Origin of the sequence: Priestia endophytica (assembly GCF_026790145.1) — a bacterium.
In the GTDB taxonomy this organism is placed as follows: domain Bacteria; phylum Bacillota; class Bacilli; order Bacillales; family Bacillaceae_H; genus Bacillus_I; species Bacillus_I endophytica_A.
Window position 1 is genome coordinate 61721 of record NZ_JALAMS010000009.1, and the last position, 22862, is coordinate 84582.

General features: G+C 37.0%; 25 protein-coding genes. 6 read left to right on the forward strand and 19 right to left on the reverse strand.

What is annotated here, in order from left to right; genetic code table 11:
- Positions 1-21 precede the first annotated feature (21 nt).
- Together ggt and MOC86_RS08315 are read right to left on the reverse strand one after the other, a co-directional pair.
- Positions 22-1773, reverse strand: coding sequence for a gamma-glutamyltransferase (gene ggt, locus MOC86_RS08310; RefSeq protein WP_268583710.1), 1752 nt, complete (start codon positions 1771-1773; stop codon positions 22-24).
- A 642-nt stretch (positions 1774-2415) separates the two neighbouring features.
- A complete protein-coding gene (locus MOC86_RS08315; RefSeq protein WP_268583712.1) occupies positions 2416-2538 on the reverse strand; it encodes a hypothetical protein in 123 nt (40 codons plus the stop codon).
- Between the two features lie 159 nt (positions 2539-2697).
- Here MOC86_RS08315 and MOC86_RS08320 point away from each other — a divergent pair, with 159 nt between their 5' ends.
- Entirely contained in the window at positions 2698-3846 is a 1149-nt protein-coding gene (locus tag MOC86_RS08320) for a hypothetical protein (RefSeq protein WP_268583713.1), read from the forward strand.
- Positions 3847-3849: 3 nt separating this feature from the next.
- Here MOC86_RS08320 and MOC86_RS08325 read toward each other — a convergent pair whose 3' ends face one another.
- The 3 genes from MOC86_RS08325 to MOC86_RS08335 form a co-directional block, all read right to left on the reverse strand.
- Positions 3850-3990, reverse strand: a complete 141-nt coding sequence (locus MOC86_RS08325) for a hypothetical protein (protein WP_268583714.1) — start codon at positions 3988-3990, stop codon at positions 3850-3852.
- A 78-nt stretch (positions 3991-4068) separates the two neighbouring features.
- Positions 4069-4557, reverse strand: coding sequence for a GNAT family N-acetyltransferase (locus tag MOC86_RS08330; protein WP_019392296.1), 489 nt, complete (start codon positions 4555-4557; stop codon positions 4069-4071).
- Between the two features lie 77 nt (positions 4558-4634).
- Complete coding sequence (locus MOC86_RS08335; protein WP_268583717.1) at positions 4635-5384, reverse strand: YqcI/YcgG family protein; 750 nt, start codon at positions 5382-5384, stop codon at positions 4635-4637.
- 154 nt (positions 5385-5538) lie between these two features.
- Between MOC86_RS08335 and MOC86_RS08340 the strand changes: the two genes are divergently transcribed.
- Positions 5539-5841 (forward strand): hypothetical protein, encoded by a 303-nt coding sequence (locus tag MOC86_RS08340; RefSeq protein WP_243519107.1) that lies wholly within the window; start codon positions 5539-5541, stop codon positions 5839-5841.
- A gap of 17 nt (positions 5842-5858) precedes the next feature.
- Here the strand turns inward: MOC86_RS08340 and parC are convergent, their stop codons facing one another.
- From parC to MOC86_RS08355, 3 genes are all read right to left on the reverse strand, one after another.
- Complete coding sequence (gene parC / locus MOC86_RS08345; protein WP_268583718.1) at positions 5859-8285, reverse strand: DNA topoisomerase IV subunit A; 2427 nt, start codon at positions 8283-8285, stop codon at positions 5859-5861.
- Between the two features lie 2 nt (positions 8286-8287).
- Positions 8288-10255, reverse strand: a complete 1968-nt coding sequence (gene parE, locus MOC86_RS08350) for a DNA topoisomerase IV subunit B (RefSeq protein ID WP_243519100.1) — start codon at positions 10253-10255, stop codon at positions 8288-8290.
- 258 nt (positions 10256-10513) lie between these two features.
- Positions 10514-10921, reverse strand: coding sequence for a CoA-binding protein (locus MOC86_RS08355; protein WP_268583719.1), 408 nt, complete (start codon positions 10919-10921; stop codon positions 10514-10516).
- A 272-nt stretch (positions 10922-11193) separates the two neighbouring features.
- On the opposite strand from MOC86_RS08355, the gene plsY reads away from it, so the two are divergent.
- On the forward strand, positions 11194-11772 hold the full coding sequence (plsY, locus tag MOC86_RS08360; protein WP_268583720.1) for a glycerol-3-phosphate 1-O-acyltransferase PlsY: 579 nt from the start codon (positions 11194-11196) through the stop codon (positions 11770-11772).
- Positions 11773-11851: 79 nt separating this feature from the next.
- On the opposite strand, the gene MOC86_RS08365 is transcribed toward plsY, so the two are convergent.
- Both MOC86_RS08365 and MOC86_RS08370 read right to left on the reverse strand, forming a co-directional pair.
- A complete protein-coding gene (locus tag MOC86_RS08365; protein WP_268583721.1) occupies positions 11852-12592 on the reverse strand; it encodes an N-acetylmuramoyl-L-alanine amidase in 741 nt (246 codons plus the stop codon).
- A 113-nt stretch (positions 12593-12705) separates the two neighbouring features.
- Positions 12706-13785: a M42 family metallopeptidase gene (locus tag MOC86_RS08370; protein ID WP_268583723.1), complete on the reverse strand. Its 1080-nt coding sequence runs from the start codon at positions 13783-13785 to the stop codon at positions 12706-12708.
- A 140-nt stretch (positions 13786-13925) separates the two neighbouring features.
- Between MOC86_RS08370 and MOC86_RS08375 the strand changes: the two genes are divergently transcribed.
- Both MOC86_RS08375 and MOC86_RS08380 read left to right on the forward strand, forming a co-directional pair.
- On the forward strand, positions 13926-14720 hold the full coding sequence (locus tag MOC86_RS08375) for a Ku protein (protein ID WP_268583724.1): 795 nt from the start codon (positions 13926-13928) through the stop codon (positions 14718-14720).
- A gap of 256 nt (positions 14721-14976) precedes the next feature.
- Positions 14977-15222 (forward strand): hypothetical protein, encoded by a 246-nt coding sequence (locus MOC86_RS08380; RefSeq protein WP_268583725.1) that lies wholly within the window; start codon positions 14977-14979, stop codon positions 15220-15222.
- Between the two features lie 15 nt (positions 15223-15237).
- Here MOC86_RS08380 and MOC86_RS08385 read toward each other — a convergent pair whose 3' ends face one another.
- The 4 genes from MOC86_RS08385 to MOC86_RS08400 all read right to left on the reverse strand — a co-directional run bounded on the left by MOC86_RS08385 (position 15238) and on the right by MOC86_RS08400 (position 17754).
- A complete protein-coding gene (locus tag MOC86_RS08385; RefSeq protein ID WP_243519090.1) occupies positions 15238-15621 on the reverse strand; it encodes a hypothetical protein in 384 nt (127 codons plus the stop codon).
- 135 nt (positions 15622-15756) lie between these two features.
- On the reverse strand, positions 15757-15942 hold the full coding sequence (locus tag MOC86_RS08390) for a hypothetical protein (RefSeq protein ID WP_061804027.1): 186 nt from the start codon (positions 15940-15942) through the stop codon (positions 15757-15759).
- A 67-nt stretch (positions 15943-16009) separates the two neighbouring features.
- A complete protein-coding gene (locus MOC86_RS08395) occupies positions 16010-16495 on the reverse strand; it encodes a metal-dependent hydrolase (RefSeq protein ID WP_019392284.1) in 486 nt (161 codons plus the stop codon).
- A gap of 101 nt (positions 16496-16596) precedes the next feature.
- Positions 16597-17754, reverse strand: coding sequence for an acyl-CoA dehydrogenase family protein (locus MOC86_RS08400; protein WP_268583726.1), 1158 nt, complete (start codon positions 17752-17754; stop codon positions 16597-16599).
- 143 nt (positions 17755-17897) lie between these two features.
- On the opposite strand from MOC86_RS08400, the gene MOC86_RS08405 reads away from it, so the two are divergent.
- Positions 17898-18371, forward strand: coding sequence for an Hsp20/alpha crystallin family protein (locus MOC86_RS08405; RefSeq protein WP_268583727.1), 474 nt, complete (start codon positions 17898-17900; stop codon positions 18369-18371).
- A gap of 9 nt (positions 18372-18380) precedes the next feature.
- Here MOC86_RS08405 and MOC86_RS08410 read toward each other — a convergent pair whose 3' ends face one another.
- The 5 genes from MOC86_RS08410 to MOC86_RS08430 all read right to left on the reverse strand — a co-directional run bounded on the left by MOC86_RS08410 (position 18381) and on the right by MOC86_RS08430 (position 22752).
- Positions 18381-19319 (reverse strand): DHH family phosphoesterase, encoded by a 939-nt coding sequence (locus tag MOC86_RS08410; RefSeq protein ID WP_268583728.1) that lies wholly within the window; start codon positions 19317-19319, stop codon positions 18381-18383.
- An 82-nt stretch (positions 19320-19401) separates the two neighbouring features.
- Positions 19402-20130: a hypothetical protein gene (locus tag MOC86_RS08415; protein WP_019392280.1), complete on the reverse strand. Its 729-nt coding sequence runs from the start codon at positions 20128-20130 to the stop codon at positions 19402-19404.
- A 71-nt stretch (positions 20131-20201) separates the two neighbouring features.
- Positions 20202-20723 carry a phytoene desaturase family protein gene (locus MOC86_RS08420; RefSeq protein WP_268583729.1) on the reverse strand — a complete coding sequence of 174 codons (522 nt, stop codon included), beginning with the start codon at positions 20721-20723 and terminating at the stop codon, positions 20202-20204.
- A 172-nt stretch (positions 20724-20895) separates the two neighbouring features.
- Positions 20896-21678, reverse strand: coding sequence for an ABC transporter ATP-binding protein (locus tag MOC86_RS08425; RefSeq protein WP_268583730.1), 783 nt, complete (start codon positions 21676-21678; stop codon positions 20896-20898).
- Entirely contained in the window at positions 21679-22752 is a 1074-nt protein-coding gene (locus MOC86_RS08430) for a FecCD family ABC transporter permease (protein WP_268583731.1), read from the reverse strand.
- Positions 22753-22862: the final 110 nt, after the last annotated feature.

Sequence of the window (22862 nt, forward strand, 5' to 3'; positions counted from 1 at the left end):
GGAAACTCCCTGCTGTTTTTTTTATTTACCTTTTACAGTGTCCACTCCAGCTGCACTACCAACTCTTGATGAATCAGCTGCACCCAGATAAAAAGAATCATAAATATCAATTGTTTGTACATTTCCAATCTCTTCTGGCTTATCATCAAATTTGTATCCTAACTTTTCAAGCTCTTTTATTGTCTCAGATGGAATTCCTTTTTCATATCTAATATTCGGATATGTCGGAGTATAAATACGTGGTTCTTCAATGGCAGCTTCTTCCGACATACCATAGTCAATTTTATTAATCAATGTTTGAGCAACAGAAGCGATAATAGTTGGTCCTCCTGGAGATCCTACTGTTATAACAGGCTTGTGATCTTTTAGAACGATAGTCGGCGACATACTGCTCATCGGACGCTTATTTGGCTGGACTTCATTTGGCCCTCCTGGATAAGCATCAAAATCGGTCATTTCATTATTTAACATTATTCCATAGCCAGGTACCATAATTCCTGTTCCGAAAACTTGTTCAATTGTTGTTGTATAGGAAACAAGATTCCCCCACTTATCAGCAATTGTAAAATGCGTTGTTTGCCCAATTTCTTTGTCATCTTTTTTCGGCACGTATTCTGTTTCAGGTTTTCCTCCTTGATAACTCCATGGATCTCCTGGTTTTACATTTTTATTTGCTTTCAAAAGCTCGATTTCTTTACTTCGTTTTTCTAAATAGTTTTCATTAAGCATGCCTGAAATGGGGACGTCCACAAAGTCCGTGTCACCAATATACTTATTTCGGTCTGCGAAAGCGAGATGCATTGCTTCAGCGACAAGATTGTACTTCTCTTTCGACCGTGCACCATACTGACTAATATTATAAGGCTCAAGCATTTTTAAAATTTGTAAAACCGTCAATCCTCCAGAACTTGGGGGAGGCATTGAGATAATATCATAACCGTGATATGTTCCTTTAATTGGCGTTTGTTCTTTTACTGTATAATCTTCCAAATCCTCTTCTGTCATACTTCCGCCATGATCTTTGACTGTTTTTACAATGGCTTTTCCTAATTCTCCATCGTAAAGGGCTTGAGATCCTTCTTTTCCAATTAATTGTAAGGTTTTAGCTAAATCTCTTTGTTTTAAAAGTGCTCCTTCCTTTAAAACTTGTCCGTTTGGCGCATACACCCTTTTTGCTTCTTCCGACAGCTTGTCCTTACTATCTTCAATACTATCTGAAAGCGTATCACTCACATTAAATCCATCTTTTGCAAGATTTTCAGCAGGTTTAACAAGAGCTTTCCACTTCATTTTTCCCCATTTTTCATGTGCTTCTTCGAGTCCAAGGAGCGTACCTGGCACTCCAACAGCTTTCCCTGACGTGTGGCGTTCTTTAAATGGAATAGCTTTTCCATTTTCGTCTAGAAAAAGATCTGCGGTTACATCACTTGGCGCTTTTTCCCGGCTGTTTATGATGGATACTTGCTTTGTTTTGCCGTCATAAACCATCATAAATCCCCCGCCACCAATGCCTGACATCATCGGCTCTGTTACATTTAAAGCGAGCTGAACAGCAACCGCTGCATCAACAGCTGTTCCCCCTTTTTCAAGCACCTCTTGTCCAACCCTAGTTGCATAAGGCTCTGCTGTTGCTACCATGCCTTCTTTTCCAACATCAACTTTGCTTACAGGAAGAGAAGACGTGCTTTTAGCAGATACGCTAGATAAACTGCCCCCTAGCGTAAGAGAAAAAAGAATAAAGACTGTTAAAAATTTAGACAAAGTCTTTCTCATAAAATTCCTCCTTTTACAAACTTTTCTGGCTTTTCAATTATCTCATGTTTATACCTAAAAAATGAGAGCCTTTTTCCCTAACTCCCCTGTTCTTTCCTCGACAGAAACAGTCAAAATAAGTGTTTTTCCTCTTCTTTATAAAGAAAAGTACGCCACTAAAGGAGTTCTTTTCTTCAATCTATGAGGACTATTATTCTAGAAAGCTTACGATGTCTTTACAAGCTTTTCTCCTCAAATTGACTATTATAAATCGCTAATGTTAATTCCTACATCATGTAAGTCATTTAAACTGCCGTTTAGCGTGGCGCTTAAAATTTGTATGAAAGCCGTCATCTTGTTTTCTTCTTGGTCATTAAGCTATTAGGAATTTTCTTTGGATCACCTTTTCAATAAAAAAATTGCTGCGAGCATCGCAGCAATTTTTAAATAGCCTTTAAACGACTTTCTTCTTCCTTTTGAAATAAGTGGCCATAAATAGGGTACTTCTTATCGATTTTTCCCTCTATATAATAAACATGTTGGGCTAGATTGCAAAGATGCCTCACTATAAGCTGTATATGATGTTGTGACATATTAGCAATATAAAGCTTAATTTCACTATTTTGTTTTTTTCAAGCGTTGAATCCGTTCTTCTCAATGCTTCTATAACAGCCCCATGCTCTTTATAATCCCACTCCGTTTTTCTGAAAGAGAATAGAGGGCACTTAAAATTGAAAAGTAGTCCCAATGCTTTTTGACCACTTTTTCTAACGTAATTTTCTCCATCTTCTCATCCCCTTAACTGGAAATGTGTTTTTCACGTTTACCCTTTATATATCCTTTTCAATAAAAAAGAAAAGAATCCTGTCATGACATTTTATTTCATTCATACGCTATTTATGATAGGGCTTTTCCAAGATATCAAAGAGAACGAGGTGAAGAGAGATGACTTCTAAAGAGCGCATGATTTCTTATATAAAAAAACTTATCTTGCATACAGATCCTTTTATTGAGAAAATGCGTACAAAAAAGAAAGAAACAGAAGCAGATGTGTCGCCTTTTTCCCTTTTTCTTTATATGATGCGTTCTCTTTTCCTTGTAGGAATGAAAATGCTTGGTGATTGGCGAAACCTCTTTTTAACATTATCTTGGCTTTTCTCTTTTTTTAATTTCCAGAATACCCCGAAAGAATTTCATTTTATCTTTCTCTTTCTTATGATATCTGTCAATGGATTTAGAGCACTTCGTTTTTATACAATCACAAGTATGAGCAATCCCGAATCAGAGCACTTTCATTTTCATATTTATAAAAAATACAGATCTGAATATAAAGCAATACAAACTCTTTTAGACGAAGAATTCTTTTCATTTAGCGAAATGAAGGAATGTATAGAAAAGCTTGCAGATAAAGAGGAGAAACTAACAGGAGAAAAACTTGCTCACTTTGTAGAAAAATGGCAGGAAGAGCGAGATAATCTCCTCCAAAAGTTAGCAAAAGCAAACGAGTTTAATCGTGATTTTTATGGGCTTCTTTCTCAAGCTCAAGAGAATATGGAGGAGCTTCAAATATTCGGAGAAAAAATGACAAACGAGTATCGAGATCTTCATCATCTTTTACTTCGCTTTTTACAAAAAGTAGAACTTTTAAAAAAGGAAACTTTAACACTATCAGACTTAGAATTTGGCAATCCTTATTCCATATATAGATATGATCAGAATTGCTTATATCATCTTTATAGCAGCCTTGGAATGCTCCGTAAAGTTCCTGATCATACCCTTGCTCTAGATCATCCTTCTTTAAAAGATCGTGCCATCGTTAAAGTCGCTTTTTCTCAAAGTATTTTTGAGATTGATGCAAACGATCATCTTGCTTTTTTAGTTCACATATCTAAAACGGAAAGGTGGATTATAGAAATCAAATTTCGTCACTACAAAAAGGAACTTCTAGATATATTAAGAGAAAACCCTGAAAACGAGGAGCTTACTCTGTTAGAATTAAAAGAGTTTTCAACAATGTATGTACACACTCTCTTTGATATCTTATCTTTTTTATGCCGTACAATGTGTGTAGTTGCTCAACATGAAAAAGACTAAGCGTTATGCACGCTTAGTCTTTTCATTTTCATATTTTTGTAATGCTTTCTGAATCTTTTCAGTCAGAAGCTTAGCTTTAAGTTTTCGTTTTCCACTAATTTCGTTTGCAACTTTATGATGTGCGTTGTACTTATTTTCCCCCAATGTTAACGACTCCTCTCTCATTTCTGCTGCTTTTTATACAGTATATTCTCTTAGACTCGTTAACTTGCGGTCTTTTCTTTATTTTATTAAAAGTTGGTACAAGAGCACATCTTGCCACTGATCAAATTTATAGCCAACTTCCTTTAACTCTCCACATAGGAAGAAACCATATCTTTTGTGCATGCTAATGCTGTGCTCATTTCCTTTTGTAATGAGTGAAATAACAGCACGATGTTCATTCTCTTTAGCTAAGTGTAGTATTTCATCCATTAGGGCACGTCCAATTCCTTGGCCACGTTCCTCTCTATCCACATAAACAGATAGTTCTACCGTTTTGCTATACGCTTCTTTCTTGTTATAGGGAGAAAGCGTAGCATATCCTATAATTTTCTCCCCTTTTACTGCAACAATAAGTGGATAGCGGTGAACATGTTCATCAAACCATCCTTTTCTGTCCTCTATACTTACTTTCTCTAGATCAAACGTTGCCGTTGTATGTTCAATTGCATCATTATAAATGTCTACAATTCCTTGTAAATCTTTTTCTACTGCATACCTAATATTCATTCTCTCTCTCCCCTTTTATCCTTATCCTTTTATTTCAGCATATTTTATAAAAAAAGAAAAGAGAGAAAAATAGTTAATTAACGATCTTTTCTTGTGGACTGAAATTTTTCCGTCTTCGCTCGAAATGGACACTGTCCAACAGGTGTATCATTTGTATCACGTAAAAAGTATTTTCTCCATTCTTTTTGCTGCTGTGATGTGTTCCATCCAAGTGCTGGGTGTGGAGAAATTTGATCATACGCTACAACTTCTTTTTTCACTCCTGTTACAAGGTCCCTTAACTCTTCATTTTCTTCTTTTAGAATCTCTCTTGGTTGAAAAACAATTGTAAAATTAGGACTATACCTGCTTTTTCGTTTCTCATGTGCAGGAGTCTGACAGATAAGAGAAAATGGCTGTCCAGCGAAACAAAACTGCCAGTTTGGATGATTAGGGGTTTTAGCGATATGCTGAGGCCATCCTCCTTCATCAACAACGTGCAAATATTGAACAGTATCCCAAAACTGTCGCTCATATTCTCTTATATCTTGAACAGGACCACGCTCTCTAAAAAGCGCAATAAGAGCTGTTTTTTTATTTTGTGGAGCTATTTTTTCAACATAATGTTTAATCCCTTCAGCAAACTGCTTAAGCGAATAATATTTATAAATAGAATCTACAAAAGTAAAATAAAGCATCTCCTCTTTAAAAGCATCAACAGCAGCTTGACAAGGGTAGTTTTCAATAAGTACTTCTCGTTCAAATTTCATAAAAGCTTTTTTTCCCCATTCAGGGATATCAACTGAGCCGTGGATTTGTTGTGGTGTATAAAGATATTGGATGTTCATGCTTCTCCTCCTCCAATGTACTCATATCAAAGTTTATTATTCTCCTAAAAAAATTATGATTAGTTTTTCACATCCCTCTTTTTCACTCAAAAACTTGAATTAGTAATTATTATTTTTGTATAATAAAAATAAACATAAATTGGAAGGTGTTCTAATGAATATTCATACTTTACGTTCTTTCTTTTTGTTTAGTGTATGTAGTCTTCTTTTTTATACTTCTTGGCATTCTCTTGTGTTTTCTCCCCTCATTAGTGCTTTACGCTCTCCTTCTTTTCCTTTTTTTCAAATTCTCCTTTATCTTGCTTTTACATTAGGGCTTACAACCTCAATTGGACGAAAGCTTCATTCTTTCATTGCGCAAAACTGCTCAACAAAAAAAGAGCGGTATAAAATACTCGCTCTTTTTGGTGTTATTCATATAACTGCGTTAACAGTATATATTTCAATGCTATTTTAAGGGAGAGTCGCGAAAACTCACGACTCTTTCTCTATCCACATCGAAATAATTTTTCCAACCTCAGCTTCATCCATTATAAATGAACCATTACTGTACAGCTCGCTAACACGAATATTAGCTGGAATTACTTTTTCAGTCATTCCTTTTGCTGATTCTATCCTAATAGCTCTGTTTTCCTTTACAATTGTAAAGCCAATTAGGTTATGAGGATTAGATTTAACCGTTCTAAGAATCATTGTTCCCCTTTTTGCTCTTGATGTTTGCTCCACTTCTTTTAAGTTCATTTTCTTAACAGCTCCTCTTTGCGTAACAAAGATGGCCTGTGTTTCCTCATGCTGTGTTATAAACGTTTCAGCCCCTATAACAACATCCTCATCTTTCAGATTGATTCCTTTTACTCCTGCTGCCCGTGGTCCTACAACATTGATTTCTTCCTCATTATAAAGTAAAACATAGCCTGCCTTTGTACCAAGTAAAATGCGACTATTACCTGATGTACGCATCACAGAAACAACTTCGTCGTCTCCTTTAACATTTAAAGCCATTAACGGTCTTGAATAGCGCTGGGCTTTAAAACTTTTTAACTCTGTTCTTTTCACCATACCGTTCTTTGTTGCAAAAAGAAGATAATCCTCCTTCTTAAAGTCCTCAATTGGCAATGCCTGAATAAGATGCTCTTCTTTATCAAGAGGAATAAGGCTTGACACATGCTGTCCAAGATCTTTCCAGCGGATATCTGGAAGCTCGTGAATTGGCATATATAAGTAGCTCCCCTTATTTGTAAATAATAGAAGAGTTTCAGTTGTATTCACCTCAAAACAGCCTAAAATATGATCTGTTTCTTTCATACCAAAATCTTGGCCATTTGAAGCATTGTAAGAGCGAAGGCTTGTTCTTTTCACATATCCGTCATTCGTTACCGTTACCATTACATCTTCTGACGGTACCATCACTTCTAAATTAATTTTTAGCTCTTCAATCTCTTCCTCAATTGCTGTAAAACGATCTGTTTTATATGTTTTCTTAACTTGACGAAGTTCCTTTTTAATAAGAGAGAGAAGCTTTTGCTCACTATTCAAGATTTGCTCTAGCTCATCAATTTTCTTTTGTAGCTCTTCACTTTCTTCTCTTAATGCCGTGATATCCGTGTTTGTTAAACGATAGAGCTGGAGAGATACAATAGCTTCAGCTTGAGCTTCTGTAAATTCATAGCTTTTAATTAAGTTATTTTTAGCATCTCTTTTATCTTTTGAAGCTCGAATTGTGGCAATCACGTCATCAAGTATAGAGAGAGCTTTAATAAGTCCTGCTACAATATGCTCGCGTTCTTTTGCTTTTTCCCACTCATATTTCGAACGATTAATCACAACTTCTTTTTGATGATCAATATATGCATCTAAAATGGTTGGTAGCGTCATTAATTTTGGACGTCCTTTGTGGATAGCAACCATGTTGAAATTGTATGGAATTTGTAAATCCGTGTTTTTGTAAAGATAATGCAGAATTCCTTGAGCATTTCCATCTTTTTTAAGCTCAATTACGATGCGAAGACCAGTGCGGTCCGTCTCATCTCGCACTTCCGCAATTCCTTCTACTTTGCGATCTAGACGAAGTTCATCCATTTTCTTCACAAGATTTGCCTTATTTACTTCATATGGAATTTCTGTAATGACAATCTGTTCTTTTCCGCCTTTAAGGCTTTCAACACTCGCTTTACCACGAACAATGATTTTGCCTTTTCCTGTTTCATATGCCTTTTTAATTCCTGCTACACCTTGGATAATACCACCTGTTGGAAAATCCGGTCCTTTAATGACGCTCATAAGCTCTTCTACTGTAGCTTGTTTTTTGTCAATTCTCATGATCGCAGCATCGATAACTTCCACAAGATTATGAGGAGGAATATCTGTAGCATAACCAGCTGAAATTCCTGTTGATCCATTTACAAGTAAGTTTGGAAAATGAGCTGGTAAAACGGTTGGCTCAGTGCTTGTATCATCAAAGTTTGAGACAAATTCTACTGTGTTTTTATCAATATCCCGTAAAAGCTCTTGTGAAATAGAAGATAGGCGTGCCTCTGTATAACGCATTGCAGCTGGAGGGTCTCCATCAATACTTCCGTTATTTCCGTGCATTTCAATTAAAACATTGCGTACTTTCCAATCTTGACTCATTCTGACCATTGCATCGTAAACAGATGAATCACCGTGCGGGTGATAGTTACCGATAACATTTCCCACTGTTTTAGCAGATTTACGAAATCCTTTTTCAGCTGTATTTCCATCTACGTGCATAGCATATAAAATACGACGCTGTACTGGTTTTAATCCGTCTCTCGCATCAGGCAACGCACGTTCTTGAATAATGTATTTACTATAGCGACCAAATCTGTCACCTAAAACATCCTCTAATGGTAAATCTAAATAGCGTTCTGTTTGTTCCATTTTCATTCCTCCTCCGCGACCGTTACATGTTCGTTATCTAGAATGTTTGGATCCTCGTCAAGCCCGAACTCTACGTGGCTTTCAATCCATTTACGACGCGGTTCTACCTTGTCACCCATAAGCGTTGTAACGCGACGCTCAGCCCGTGCCGCATCATCAATACGTACTCGAATAAGCGTTCTCGTGCCAGGGTTCATCGTTGTTTCCCAAAGCTGATCAGCGTTCATTTCCCCAAGACCTTTATAACGCTGAATCATATAGCCTCTTCCGACCTTTTTAATGGCTCCTTGAAGCTCATCATCGCTCCATGCATACTCAATGACTTCTTTTTTACCGCTTCCTTTACTTACTTTATAAAGCGGTGGTAGAGCGATAAATACTTTTCCTTCTTCGATTAAATCTTTCATATAGCGATAGAAAAAAGTAAGCAAGAGGACTTGAATATGAGCCCCATCCGTATCTGCATCTGTCATAATCACAACTTTATCGTAATTTGTATCTTCAACCGAAAATTCAGGCCCAACGCCAGCACCAATTGCATGAATGATCGTGTTAATTTCTTCATTTTTAAATATATCCGCAAGCTTTGCTTTTTCGGTATTAATGACTTTCCCTCTTAGCGGTAGAACAGCTTGAAAGCGACGATCACGACCTTGTTTAGCAGATCCTCCTGCTGAGTCTCCCTCAACAAGGTAAAGTTCATTTCGATTTGGGTTACGCGATTGAGCAGGCGTCAATTTTCCGCTTAATACAGCCTCTGATTTTTTTCGTTTCTTGCCTGTTCTCGCTTCTTCACGAGCTTTGCGAGCTGCTTCTCTTGCAAGACGTGCTTTAATTGCTTTTTTGACAAGCATAGAGCTTACATCTGCGTTTTCTTCTAAATAATAAGACAAATGCTCTGCAACTACAGCATCAACGGCAGAACGTGCTTCACTTGTACCAAGCTTCCCTTTTGTTTGCCCTTCAAACTGCAAAAGCTCCTCAGGCACGCGAACAGAAACAATCGCAGCAAGCCCTTCGCGTATGTCTGTCCCTTCAAGGTTTTTATCACGTTCTTTCAACAAGTTTGTTCTGCGTGCATATTCATTAAACGCACGCGTCATTGCGCTTTTGGCACCAGCCTCATGCGTTCCTCCATCTTTTGTACGCACATTGTTAACGAATGATAAAATATTCTCTGAATATCCATCATTAAACTGAAAGGCAAAATCAATTTCAATTCCATTTTGCTCCCCTTCGAAAGAACACACTGAATGAAGGATATCTTTATCTTCATTTAAATATTGAACAAAAGCTTCAATTCCATTTTCATAATGATAGAGCGCTTTTTCATCATGTCGCTCATCAATGATTTCAATCTTCATGCCTTTTAATAAGAAAGCAGATTCTCGTAAGCGCTCACTTAGTGTCTCATAATTATAAGTTGTTGTAGAAAAAATAGTTGGATCTGGTTTAAAGTGGATGGTTGTTCCCGTTTGATTCGTTTTTCCAATCTTTTCAAGCGTTGTGACGGGTTTTCCGCCATTTTCAAAACGTTGTTCGTATTTAATACCATCTCGCTTGATGGTAACAACGAGCCACTCTGATAAGGCATTCACAACAGAGGCCCCAACACCGTGAAGACCTCCGCTCGTTTTATAGCCGCCTTGTCCAAATTTCCCTCCTGCATGAAGCACAGTTAAAATAACTTCTGGCGTCGGTTTCCCTAATTTGTGCATTCCTGTTGGCATACCACGCCCTTTATCACTTACAGAAATTGAATTATCCTTGTGGATCGTTACCTTTATATAATCTCCGAAACCAGCAAGTGCTTCGTCGACTGAGTTATCTACCACTTCATATACTAAATGATGAAGTCCGCGACTGTCTGTACTTCCAATGTACATTCCCGGACGTTTTCGTACTGCGTCAAGCCCCTCTAGCACTTGAATCGCATCTTCGTTGTAACTAAATGATTGTTTCGTAGTCAAGCAACATTCCCCTTTCAAACAACTTCTTTATGTATAGCAACACATTTTACCCTAATATCTCACAATTTATAAATGATATGTGATGATGTCTTTTCTTATATTAAAACAAAAAGGGAACGTGTGTTTTGTATTTTACCATAACTTGCTTAAAATGAAAACGGCGTTCTTCATAAACAAGCTATAATAAGCCTTTTTCTCTATATTATTGTAGCATAACACTAACAGGTAACCCGATGTCATATGACATCGGGTTATGGTTTATTTTGTTAAAGCATGTTCAACTTTAATACAGCGGTCCATAACAGGCTTGTATCCTTTGGAAACAAGCAGATCATATGCTTCTTGATTTACAACTCCGAGCTGGGACCAAAACACATCTGCATCAATTTCTAAAAATTCTTTTGCAACGTCTACTAAATGTTCCGAGCGGCGAAACACGTTTACAATATCAACGTGTTCTTTAATATCAGTAAGAGAGGCAACAGCAGGAACACCGAGTACTTCCTTTACGTTCGGGTTTACTGGGATAATTTCATACCCTGCTTTTTGCATAGCCTCTGATACAAGATAAGATGTTCGATCTTTATTGTCTGAAAGACCGACAACCGCAATCTTTTTGCTATCTTTCAATATTTTTCCAAGATCTTCTCGAGAAGGTATATTCATGTTCTTCACTCCTTAGCTATTCTTTAGATTAAACGAAAATCCTGTTAATTTCAAAAAAGTTGTCCAATTTGCCATAAGTTAATGTCCTTCATAAAACGTTTATTCTTAAGTTTTTGTTTCAAAGCTTATAAATTTATTATAGCTTTTACTATTTTGCCATACATTTATGAAATATTTCTATTAACAATATAATATTTCATGATAAAATGAGATGAACTTGTATGTGAACGAGTGTAAATTAGTGAACATATACATATAAAGGAGCTTAACACATGACCATTTTTCTTTTGGTACTTGCTTATCTTCTCGGCTCTATTCCATTTGGATTAATTGTTGGGAAAGTAGGCTATGGCATTGATATTCGAGAACACGGAAGTGGAAACTTAGGGGCCACAAATACATTCCGTACATTAGGGAAAAAAGCCGGTATTATTGTAACAGTAGCTGATATTTTAAAAGGAACTGTCGCAACAGTCATTCCACTTCTTGTTGGTGCTGATATGAATGCATTATTCTTTGGTATTTTTGCAGTTGTAGGACATGTTTTCCCTCTTTTTGCAAAATTCCGCGGTGGAAAAGCGGTTGCAACGAGCGCAGGTATTCTTCTTGGATATACGCCGCTGCTGTTTGTCGGGATTCTTGTATGCTTCATCATCTGTCTTTATCTATCTAAATATGTATCCCTATCCTCCGTCATTACAGCCGTTCTTGCTTTCGCCTATACATTTTTTGTTAATGATATTCCACTTCGTATTATTATGGGTCTCATTGCTTTTATTGTAGTTTACCGCCATCTTGCCAATATGAAACGTATTTTAAACAAAACAGAGCCAAAAATCACTTGGCTATAAGGTAAAAAAGGTGACAAGATTGTCACCTTTTTACGTTCCATTTCTATCGCCCAATTAAGATAGCGTTTAAAAAGATGGCTTAATCAACAGTCAATGTTTTATTTTGAGCTTTTTTTGTCCACTGATCGCTCTTTAAAACACCGCTTTGGTTTGCTTTAGCATAAACTTCTGCAAGCTCTTTCCATTGCCACTCTTGTAAGTTCAACGTTCTTTCTCCTTCATTTTCCCCCGGCTGCTCCGGCGCTGGCGTCGGTTTTGGCTGAGAGATTGGTGCAACACCTAGTGTTTTGGCGATTGCTCGAACATGAGCTTCTCCTACCGCTTTTAAAAACGCTTCATTTTTCAAAAGGGTTGCATCTGCTGTTCGGTCAATAAATAAATTTTCCGTTAAATTAGCAGGCATTGTTGTTTGACGAAGAACCGCATAGTTTGCTTGCTTTTGACCTCTGTCTCCTACATTTCCAAACGGCCTCATCGCTGTTAAAATTTCAGAATGAAGATTGCTCTGTAAAGAGAGGGTTGTTGAACTCGCTCTCCCTGTAAATCGGTACGTTTCAAAGCCTGTCCCTCCACCTGAATTAATATGAATGGAAACAAAGAGATTCGCTTTAAAAGCATTAGCTTGTTGACTTCTGCTATTAAGAGATATAAACCGATCGTCAGAACGCGTCATTCGTACAACAATTCCCCGGTAGTTAGCAAGCAAATAATCTCTTGTATATATAGCGATTTTTAGTGTTAAATTCTTTTCCTGAAGTCCATTGGCTACCGCACCTGGATCTGTTCCACCATGTCCTGGATCAAGCATCACTTTTACCATGTTTTCACCACCTCATTCTTGTCTATTTCTATGAAAAATGCTTATACTCTACTATATGAATTCTATTAAATATCGGTACAAAAATGTGCATTCCACCCCCTTTCTCTTTCTTTTTACAAAAATTCAAGAAAAAAGGGGTAAACAAAAAGTGTCCCAACTGTTCTTTCATCCAACTTCCGAACAACTTCGACGATGAGCTTTGTAGCATCTTCAAGATCTCGCTTACTTACCATTGAAACATGGCTATGTATATAGCGGGCTGCAACACTAATGACAATGGTCGGAACTCCCTGTTTATAAAGATGGATCTTCCCTGCATCTGTTCCTCCTCCTGTCATAATTTCAGTTTGATAAGAAATATTTTGCTCTTCTGCTGTTTGAATGACAAGATTACGAAACGGGATGTTTGGAATCATTGAAGCATCTAAAAAACTGATGAGGGGGCCTCCTCCAAGCTTCGGTTTGTCTTCTCCTCCCATGCCTGGTCCATCTTCTGCAATCCCAACGTCCAACACAATAGCAACATCAGGGTCAATCATGTAAGGCGAAGTTCCCGCTCCTCTTAAACCTACTTCTTCCTGAACAGTTGCTCCAGCAAACACCCTATTAGGATGATCCTCTCCAAGCTCTTTTAAAGACTGAAGCGCAAGATAGCAACCAGCTCGATTATCAAGGGCTTTAGCTAAGATTGTATCTTCATCTGGGAGCATTTCAAAAGGACAAATAGGAATAATAGGATCTCCTTGATGAATGCCCCATTCTTTTACTTGTTCTTTGCTTTTGGCACCAATATCAATAAACATCTCACGAATGGGGTATACCTTACTTCGTTCCTCAGGTTGTAAAATATGGGGTGGTTTAGAACCAATAACTCCTGTGAATGTCCTTTTCTCTGTTACAATTTGAACACGCTGTGATAAGAGAACCTGATCCCACCATCCACCAAGCGGTGAAAAACGTAAATAACCGTCTTTTGTAATCTCAGAAACCATAAACGCTACTTCATCCATGTGGCCAGCGATCATTACTTTAACTTTATTTTCCTTTCCCTCTTTCCCACCAAAAATACTGCCAAGACCGTCATATACAATCTCTGCCCCACAAGATGCCAGCTCTTCTTCCATAATATTTCGAACATGCTTTTCAAATCCAGGAGCTCCTGGTGTTTCTGTTAGTTTCTTTAACAAATCCATCTATTACACCTTCTTTTTGGTTTCTCATTGTTTAGAATGAGAGGAACTAGGTACTTTTATACAAAAAAAGCAGCTTATCCTCAAACTCATGTTATAAATCTAAAATGAAAGAGAAACAATATGGAAAAAGAGGTGAAAATATGCTTCATACAATCTGGAAAGGTCAGCTTCATTTTGGAACGATTGAAGTACCTATTAGACTTCATTCAGCTGTTGAAAATGCTGATGTTAAGCTCCGATTGCTTCATCGAGAATGCTCAACACCGATCAAACAGAAACGAATTTGTCCACACTGTAATGTAGAAGTTGACCACAATGATTTAGTTCGTGGGTATGAGCGTGAAGATGGAACTTTTATTCAGCTAGAAGAGGAAGAAATAAATATGGTAAAAGCTCCTTTCTTAGGTAAAGAACTTTCCATCTTTCATTTTCTAAAAAAAGCAGAGGTTGATCCTCTTTACTATAATAAAACTTTTTTTGTACTTCCTTTAAAGGAAAACATTAAAGCCTATGAAATTCTTCGAGCGGCATTACAAGCTACAAATACGTTTGCTTTGACAAAGATATTTTTATATTCAAGCGATCAATATGCTATTATTCGCGCCTATGAAAACATATTAGCTCTTCACACTCTTCATCCTTATGAAAATATACGTCATATAAGAGACGATAGGTTATCAGATCAGGTTTCAGATCAAGATCAAAAGCTTGCTGTAGACCTTATCGAAAACTTAACAGAACCTTTTCAGCCAGAAGTATTTCATGATGACTATCAAGAAGCGCTTCTTAAGTATATCCATGAAAAGGAAGAGAAGCCAAAGCAAGAAAGAACAATTGCTCATATGATGGAAGCGCTAAAAGCAAGTATTGATCAATCTATAATTGAAACAAAACCGCCTAAAAATATGAATGAGAAACCACGAGCTACAAGCTAATTATTTCCTTTCACTTTGTTCACATTCTCATATCCAAATTTCAAAAAGTCGGTATATAATTATTTCAGCATGTGGATTAGTTTTAACCCTTTTTGTACAATCGGGATGAAGAATGTAACTTACATCAAACCTGAACGTAAGTTTGAACATAAAGGCGAATTTCTTAACATACTGCTCAACAAGAGACGTTTTATATGTTCAAGAATATCTTCCAATTGACTGTGAACTATGTATCGTATTGGTTGGTGGGCATATTATGGAAGCGTACTGGCGGATACGTGGAGAAATTTCATACGAAGGCATTCCAGTAGAAGCGCTTGATATTGTTCAAAAAACCGATTCTTCCCTGAATATTAACCATACTGGCTTTGATGTTGCCGTTTGTAATGTCAAGATGCACCTTTTGAATTTAATGTTATGTTTGGAAATCAAGGGCTTCGAAACCCTCATTTTTACCAACTTTCATCCCACATCAAGCTGGACAGCTAAAAATCCCCCTTAAAGAAGGGGGATTTTATTAAGTGAATTTATATACATTTTCATCATCTGTTGGAGTAAGCGTTCCGTACTGAGACGGTACTTTAGCATACCTAGTTACTTTATTATCTTTAACGAACACGATAAGCTGATGGCTGTCGCTTTTTGAGATTCCTGTTGAACTAGCATTTGGCCAAGCAAAGCCCAATGTTTTGTTAATTTCTTTCACAGACGTATTTCCTGGGAATACATATAGGTTGTCCCATTTAAAATCAAAAGCTTGATCAAAATCAATAATATGACTTTCTTGTGCTTCTGCGATGATTTGTTTTTCAAGAAATAATTTATTTTTTTCGCTTAAGCCTTGATCAATGGCAAAAATTGCGAGCAGAAGCAACATCGTGACGAATAATATTCTCCTCACCATAGGATCCTCCCTATTTTCATCTACTCTTTTATTTTACTCACTTGCTATATGACTTACAACCCCTTTTTCATTACGGAGACATTACGAACTTTTTGCATTTTTGCAATAAAAAAGCATCCCAAATGGATGCTTTTACATAACTAAAAGAGAAACAACCATTGTCACGGTCACAGCTAAAATAATGAGGGCAAGCAAGAAGCGAAATAATCGCTTGGGCGTTAAATGAATCTCCTCATTTTTTCCATCATCTAATAAATGTACCATTAACCAAGCTGCTAAAATTAAAATAATAACAGAAGCAAACAACTGCATGACCATTTCTTACCACCCTTTCGCCCTTTTTTATAACATATGCACAAAAAGGGCGGATGGTTTATATAAATGGTTAAAAAACCGTCACAAACAGTTTATATCTGTACACAATATATACAAAAGCAACAAGTGCTACAACAAGAAGTGCTCTTTCCTGAACCGTTCCTGTTTTGTACGTAAGTGGTGCACGAAACTTCTTTTTTGTAAACGGAAAGAAAAGCGGTACACCTTGCCTAGAGAAGAAATCCCCAATAATATGAAAAACATACCCTAAACTCAATCCAAGGGTGAAATCATTCTGAAACTTGTAGTAAAGAAGCGAAAACAAAAGCCAAAATAAAAGTGAATGCGTTAGCCCTCTATGCCCAAACGTTTTTTTGATTAATTTTGATAAACCAAACGTTCGGCGCCCTACAAAAGAATTTGGCTCGTCAATGTCAGGAAGCAAACTTCCAATCACAATTCCTCCTAAGCAAGCAACAGAAAAAGGCACGTTCGTAACCGTTGTAAGATATGTACCGGCAGCAAGTGATGTTGCCACATGTGTAGAATAGTTCAAATTTGCCACCTTCTCTAAATTAATGCAATAAAAGATAATTATAAGAAAGATTTTCCTTTCTGTCAAAAAACATAAAAAAGACCTTTCTGAAAAAGGTCTTTTTACTCTTCTAGAGCTGACTGCGCTAAATTCATAATTGTCATGTCGTCCATAGGTGGATTGTGCAATCCTGCACGTACGTCTCGGTAGTACCGTTGAAGTGGATTTGTACGCTGTAAACTTTTTGATCCAACAATGCGCATTGCTTTATCTACAACATTAATAGCACAATTCGTCGCGATAAGCTTTGCTGCTGAAAGCTCTTCAAGCAAGCTGTCTTTTTCATCTTTTGTTTCACATTCGTCCCATTTTGTCGCGACAGCATACAAAAATTGACGTCCTTTTAGAAGCTCTAATTCCATTTCTCCAAGTCCCATTTTGACGTTTGGTAATGTGCTAATCGTGCCTTCTATGCTGTTAGGAGAGTAAGTTTTAGCAAATTCTATAGCATAGTTTCGAGCAGCGAGTGCAACACCTAAATAACATGCTGGAATATGCAAAAGCCAGCCGCTTGCTTCACTCTTATTTCCTCCTCTTAATAATCGAACAAGCTTATCCTTCTCAAGGAAAACATTCTCTAAAAGCAAATCATGACTACCTGTACCTCGCATAGCAATCATGTCCCACGTTTCTTCGATTGAAACCCCTTTTGCCGTTTTAGGCACGATAAACTCTCCAACTGCTCCTTCTTCTTCTACCCATGCCTTCACAAGAAAATAATCTAGGGCAGGAGCCATTGTTGTAAATGTCTTATGACCATTCATAAGAAAACCGTCTTGTTGACTTATAGCTGTTGTTTCAGGGCGTCCTCCTCGCGTTGGACTTCCTGTTTTGGGCTCTGTCGCTGCTCCATTTAAAAGTTTTTTATTTTTAATCTCTTGAAACATAGTATGAAGAGTGTTTTCAGGCCAATTCCTTTTATCATTTAAATCCATTGTAATTCCCATATGCCAGCCGATAGCAAGAGCTGTTGAAGCATCTCCACTTGCAATTTTCTCTTGAAAAAGAAGAAGATCATAAAGCGCTAATCCTTCTCCACCTGCTTCTTTAGACAGGGATAAAGACGTATAGCCAATTTTCTTTAATTTCTCAATATGTTCAGTTGGAAAAAGAGACTTTTCATCAATTTCTGCTCCATTGCTTGCAAACTCTTCTACAAGGGGATTAAGTCGTTGTAGCCATTCCTTTTGAAAGTCTGTTTTGATAAATGTTGCTGTCACAAAATCACGCTCCGTTCAAATCATTGTAAACTTATCGGGTTTTATAACTATCATATCAATGAAAAAGGACCAAGTACAGAAATAACCTTTAGGGGTACTTTGCCATATAGTAAAGGAGAATAAGATACTAAGGAGGAAAAAGCGTGTTTCCATGGAAATCTAACTCTTGGCCTTTTGAACAAGGAAAAGAGCGAAACAATAAAGAGACGGATCAATATTTAAAAAGCGTGCTATCCTCTGCAATGTCACAGCCTTTACCAGACTTCATTAAAAATAATGATTTCTTTAAACAAGCGTTGCAAATGTCCCATACTAAAACTTCAGAAGGTGAAACAGCGCTTATGTATGACATATTTCAAACGCATGATAGCTGTATCATACAAGTAAAAGTTCCAGATCGTTCTACATTAGCTCATCTAAAGGTTTCTCACAGTCCATTCTCCTGTTTTATTGAAAGTAATGGAGAGAAAAAATTTCAGCAAGAAATATCTCTTCCTTCGAGCGTGCGAAAAAAAGGCGCAAAAGCAACTTATCAAAAAGGACTGCTCGAGATCTCGTTACCAAAATCCTCTCAGCATTCCCTCTCTGAAATTCCCATTCACGACTTAGAAGCCTAAGATAAACTCTTAGGCTTCTGTTTCTGAAAACATCGTATGAAGAACAAAAAGATCAAACGTTTCTTTTCCTAAGGAGCATCCTGCTGCTTTTGGATGTCCTCCTCCATCAAAACGGGCGGCAATTTCGCTTAAATTCACGTTATCTCTTGCTGTTCTAAAACCAATACGGCGTTTTCCCATATCGATTAGAGCTACAAAATCGAGCTCTTCGTCTTCTACACAAAGGGCATTTCCAAGCTCTGATTGGTAGTTCTCTGCAAATACAATTCCAGCAGTATATTGCGTCTCTCCAATTTCTAGCTGTTCCTTGATCATTTGATGACTTTTATTATGGATATAGCGATCAATTTTTTCTTGTTCAAGAGCTAAAATGGTTTCATGGACTTCTGTAAATGCAAATTCTTCTTTATCTAATGCGGTTAATACGGTTTCAATAAAATCTTCTCGTTTAATTAAATAAAACAAATGATTTAATTTCTTCGCTTTTTCATTATTATTTTCATACCAGTCCCATGTATCAAATTGACGAACAAGTTCAACATACTCAGACATCACAGAAGTTTGTTGTAATTTCCCTTCTTTAAGAAGATGGTGGTAAAAAAGCTCTGTCCCACACGTTTTTTGTCCCTTTTCATCCACTGCTTTTACTGTAGCCCATTCATAGGTTTCATCAAGCCATTTTGCTGATGAATGATGATCAAATAGAAGAATCGTTTGTCCACGTTGTACGCGTTCATTTAATTTTGCAGCCACTTCTTCATTGACCGAAATGTCTGTAATATAAATTTCTTCTTCTATATCTTCATTTTCTTCTAAATACTCTTCAATTACTTCATCAATTTTATAAATGCCAACGCATGAATAATGAACATTTTCCTTTGAAAACGCACGAAGAGCTAAAATAGCTGGACTTACTCCATCCAGGTCATTATGTGAAAATAATCTCATAATAAATTCCCCTCTTTTATGTAGTTATAAATCAGTATACCCTTTTTAAAAAGAACAACTCAAAAAACAAAAGCTAGCGTTTCTAAGCCTGCTTCTGTCTTTGGAATTCTTCTTCCACATGATAAATTTCCAAAACAAAGTTGCAAATGTAAAAGAGCAAAAGTGGCAAAACAGATTCTGTCAGCACATAAAGCGATGACAAAAAGAGCCCGATAATAAATGGCTGAATACTTAACCGATCATACGAAAACGCAAGCTGCACCACATAGTAAGCGCACGTAATAAAAACGAGCACGAGCCATATATTTGTTACATGAAAAATGTGAACATATAGGAAGTAAAAAAACGGAAAGTAGACAAGCGATTCTACAGCTACGTGAAGACACGAAAAAAAGGACCAGCTTGCAACTTCCTCTTTTTTTTGTGGTGTGAATACATGATAGGATGAAGCTAGCGTTTCCTCTCCAAAAATGTTTGCTTCTTTGTTTCGTTTAATCCATGCAACTAAAATAACCGTAATAATAAAAAAGGCAAAAAGGGCAAGAATTAAGTATTTGAAAAAACTAGGGAGTGGTGAAGCATGAAAGGCAGAAAAGCTTGTGGCTTTCCAACCAATAAAAGAGAAAGAAATGCCCTCATACTTAAAAAGCGTCACATAGCCAAGCAAAATAATAATATAAAAAAGAGATTGCTCAACAAAAAATTGAATTCGCTTGCTACTTTTCCCCCATTTTTTCACTGCCCGCCGTTCTAAGAGCGGACGGAAAATGACGATAAACATGAATAAAACAATAAAGAACCAAAAAGCCAAATGTACCATTCCACCTTCTAAAAAAAATAAGGAGCACAATTTACTATATTAGCGAATTACCCCCATAACTGTCAAAAGACTTTCGAACTTTTCTTTCGATTTTCGTTTAAAATGTGATGAGTAACGTTAAGTCCGCTAATCGTAACCATTGGAGAGCCTCCTTCAGGATGTGTTTTTCCTCCAACAAAATAGAGCCCTTTTATATCTCTTGTGACGTTAGAAGGCCTTAGGAAACTATCTTTTTTTCGATTTAAGCTTATTCCATAGAGGGCACCACGACGCGCAAAAAACTTGGCTTCTATATCGCATGGCGTTATCGTTTTTTCAGCTACTTTATCTTTCCGAATATCCACTCCATATGCGAGTAACTTATTATAAATTTTTTCTTTGTAGTTTTCACTTTCTTTTTTTGTAATGGAGGTAACGGCAGGAGCATTTACTAAAATAAATAAATTATCACCAGGAGTTACACTATTATCGCTGTAAGAGAAGTTCGAAATATAAATAGTAGGGTCCTCAGGAAGCTTTTTACGGACGAAAATATCTTCAAATTTCCTTTGATAACTTTCTGGAAAATACACTTGATGATGCACAAAATTTTTCCTTCTTCCTTTCAAGGCAACCATCATAACAAAGGCAAAAACAGAAGGTTCATAGTTCGCAAGCTTACTTTAAACCTATTTATCTTTCTAATCAAAAAAGAAGACACCTATTGATGTCTTCTTTCCCTACTTCTACCTAAAAATCCTGCTTATACCCTGTTCTTCATACTTGTCTTTTCACAAAACGATTTGGTAAAAACGTAATATGTGGTTTTCCTAGCGTTTCATGTTGATGTATGATCGTTTCAACTTCAAAGACCTCTCTTAACAATGTTTCATTTAGCACATCTTCAGGTCTTCCTTGCGCAAATATCTTTCCTTCTCTCATTACAAAGAGATAATCACAGTACATAGAAGCAATATTCAAATCATGCAGAGCGGCGATAACCGTCATATTAGTATCTTTTACAGCATCCATAATATGAAGCTGATGATGAATATCAAGATGGTTTGTTGGTTCGTCTAGTATAAGAACTTCTCCTTGTTGAATAAGAGCTCTCGCAATAATAACGCGTTGTTTTTCTCCTCCTGAAAGCGTCAAAAAGTTTCGATTAATGAACGTTTCCATACCTACCTTTTTCAACATCTCTAGGGCAAGCTCGTCGTCTTTTGAATGATCAAAATCAAACATCCTCTTATATGGTGCTCTGCCCATTAAAACCATTTCTTTTACCGAAAAATCAAACGTAACCGGTGTTTCTTGGCTAACAACGGCTAGCTGTTTTGCAGCTTCCTTTGGCTTCATTTTCAAAAAGTCATGGCCGTTAATCATTACCTTTCCACTTGATAACGGCAATACTCTGTAAATATTTTTGAGAAGCGTAGACTTCCCGCTTCCATTTGGTCCAATAATCCCAACAAACTGTTTTTTTTCAGCAGAGAGAGAAACATCATCTATAATAAGCTGATTTCCAATAAGCGTTGTTACATGTTTAATGCTAATCATTTACTCTCCTCCAAAAGCGTACGTACTTTTTCTCAGTAGCCAAATAAAAAACGGACCTCCAACAAGAGCCGTAATAATTCCAATTGGCAGTTCTTGCGGAGAAATCACCGTACGCGCTAATACATCGGCCCATGTTAAAAAGATGGCGCCCCACAGTGCGCTAAACGGAATCACATACTTGTAATTAGAACCAACAAAAAGACGAACGATGTGAGGAATCATAAGGCCTACAAATCCAATAGCTCCACTCACAGAAACAATAACACCTGTTAGAAGAGCTGTCGCGATAATTAAAAGCTTGCGAAACAGATGAACGTTAATCCCCAACGTTACGGCTGACTCTTCCCCAGTCAATAAAATATTAAGAGCTCGGTATTGAGACCACAAAAATAAAAATATAAAACAAAAGACAGCAAAAGGAATCAATAAATAATCCCATCTTGCCCCAGTTAAACTGCCAATCATCCAAAAGAGTGCACTTTTGGCTCCTTCTGCATTTGGTGCAGATAAAACAATAAAGTTTGTGAGCGCTGTTAAAATCATAGATACAGCAACTCCGCTTAAAAGGAGTCGAACTGTAGAAATTCTTCCTCGTACTTGAGCAAGAAAAAATACCCCTAAAACAGATAAAAGCGCGCCACCAAAAGCCGCAATCGAAAGAGCATAAATGCCTAAAATAGAAAAAGCGCCTGCCGTAATAACAAGCGTCGCTCCAACAGAAGCTCCTGACGATACTCCAAGTATGTATGGATCTGCGATTGAATTTTTCACAAGTGCTTGAACCGCAGCTCCTGCAATTGAAAGTCCTGCCCCAACAATACAAGCTAATAAAACGCGCGGAAGCCTAATTTGCCAAATGATGGCGGATTGAGCAAGTGATCCTGATCCGTCTATGTAATGATTTATATAAGGCATATGTGAAAAGATAATTTTCCATACTAAAAGTGGTGATAAGGAGACAGACCCTATCATCACAGCAAATGTAATTGTAAAAAGCAAAAATAGGACAGAAAAGCCTAATATTAAAAACGTCCTTGCTTTTTTTCTAACCAATGCATGCAACCGTATTTTCATCCCTTCTTCATCCATCTTCCTTCTGATTTTATGCGTTAAAAGTCCTCTCGTCAAACATTACAAGAAAAACGAGCCTTGTAAAAGGCTCGTTTCAGCTTGTAGACAAAGTC

Excerpts from the sequence above, each read along its gene's own strand:
- MOC86_RS08380 (WP_268583725.1), top strand. The coding sequence starts at position 14,977 with ATGGAAGCGTACTGGCGGATACGTGGAGAAATTTCATACGAAGGCATT.
- MOC86_RS08365 (WP_268583721.1), bottom strand. The coding sequence starts at position 12,592 with ATGGTAAAAGTGATGCTTGATCCAGGACATGGTGGAACAGATCCAGGT.
- MOC86_RS08425 (WP_268583730.1), bottom strand. The coding sequence starts at position 21,678 with ATGATTAGCATTAAACATGTAACAACGCTTATTGGAAATCAGCTTATT.
- plsY (WP_268583720.1), top strand. The coding sequence starts at position 11,194 with ATGACCATTTTTCTTTTGGTACTTGCTTATCTTCTCGGCTCTATTCCA.
- MOC86_RS08375 (WP_268583724.1), top strand. The coding sequence starts at position 13,926 with ATGCTTCATACAATCTGGAAAGGTCAGCTTCATTTTGGAACGATTGAA.
- MOC86_RS08330 (WP_019392296.1), bottom strand. The coding sequence starts at position 4,557 with ATGAATATTAGGTATGCAGTAGAAAAAGATTTACAAGGAATTGTAGAC.
- ggt (WP_268583710.1), bottom strand. The coding sequence starts at position 1,773 with ATGAGAAAGACTTTGTCTAAATTTTTAACAGTCTTTATTCTTTTTTCT.
- MOC86_RS08355 (WP_268583719.1), bottom strand. The coding sequence starts at position 10,921 with ATGAATATACCTTCTCGAGAAGATCTTGGAAAAATATTGAAAGATAGC.
- MOC86_RS08315 (WP_268583712.1), bottom strand. The coding sequence starts at position 2,538 with ATGGAGAAAATTACGTTAGAAAAAGTGGTCAAAAAGCATTGGGACTAC.
- parC (WP_268583718.1), bottom strand. The coding sequence starts at position 8,285 with ATGGAACAAACAGAACGCTATTTAGATTTACCATTAGAGGATGTTTTA.
- MOC86_RS08430 (WP_268583731.1), bottom strand. The coding sequence starts at position 22,752 with ATGAAAATACGGTTGCATGCATTGGTTAGAAAAAAAGCAAGGACGTTT.
- MOC86_RS08410 (WP_268583728.1), bottom strand. The coding sequence starts at position 19,319 with ATGAGATTATTTTCACATAATGACCTGGATGGAGTAAGTCCAGCTATT.
- MOC86_RS08340 (WP_243519107.1), top strand. The coding sequence starts at position 5,539 with ATGAATATTCATACTTTACGTTCTTTCTTTTTGTTTAGTGTATGTAGT.
- MOC86_RS08390 (WP_061804027.1), bottom strand. The coding sequence starts at position 15,942 with ATGGTCATGCAGTTGTTTGCTTCTGTTATTATTTTAATTTTAGCAGCT.
- MOC86_RS08370 (WP_268583723.1), bottom strand. The coding sequence starts at position 13,785 with ATGGATTTGTTAAAGAAACTAACAGAAACACCAGGAGCTCCTGGATTT.
- MOC86_RS08320 (WP_268583713.1), top strand. The coding sequence starts at position 2,698 with ATGACTTCTAAAGAGCGCATGATTTCTTATATAAAAAAACTTATCTTG.
- MOC86_RS08335 (WP_268583717.1), bottom strand. The coding sequence starts at position 5,384 with ATGAACATCCAATATCTTTATACACCACAACAAATCCACGGCTCAGTT.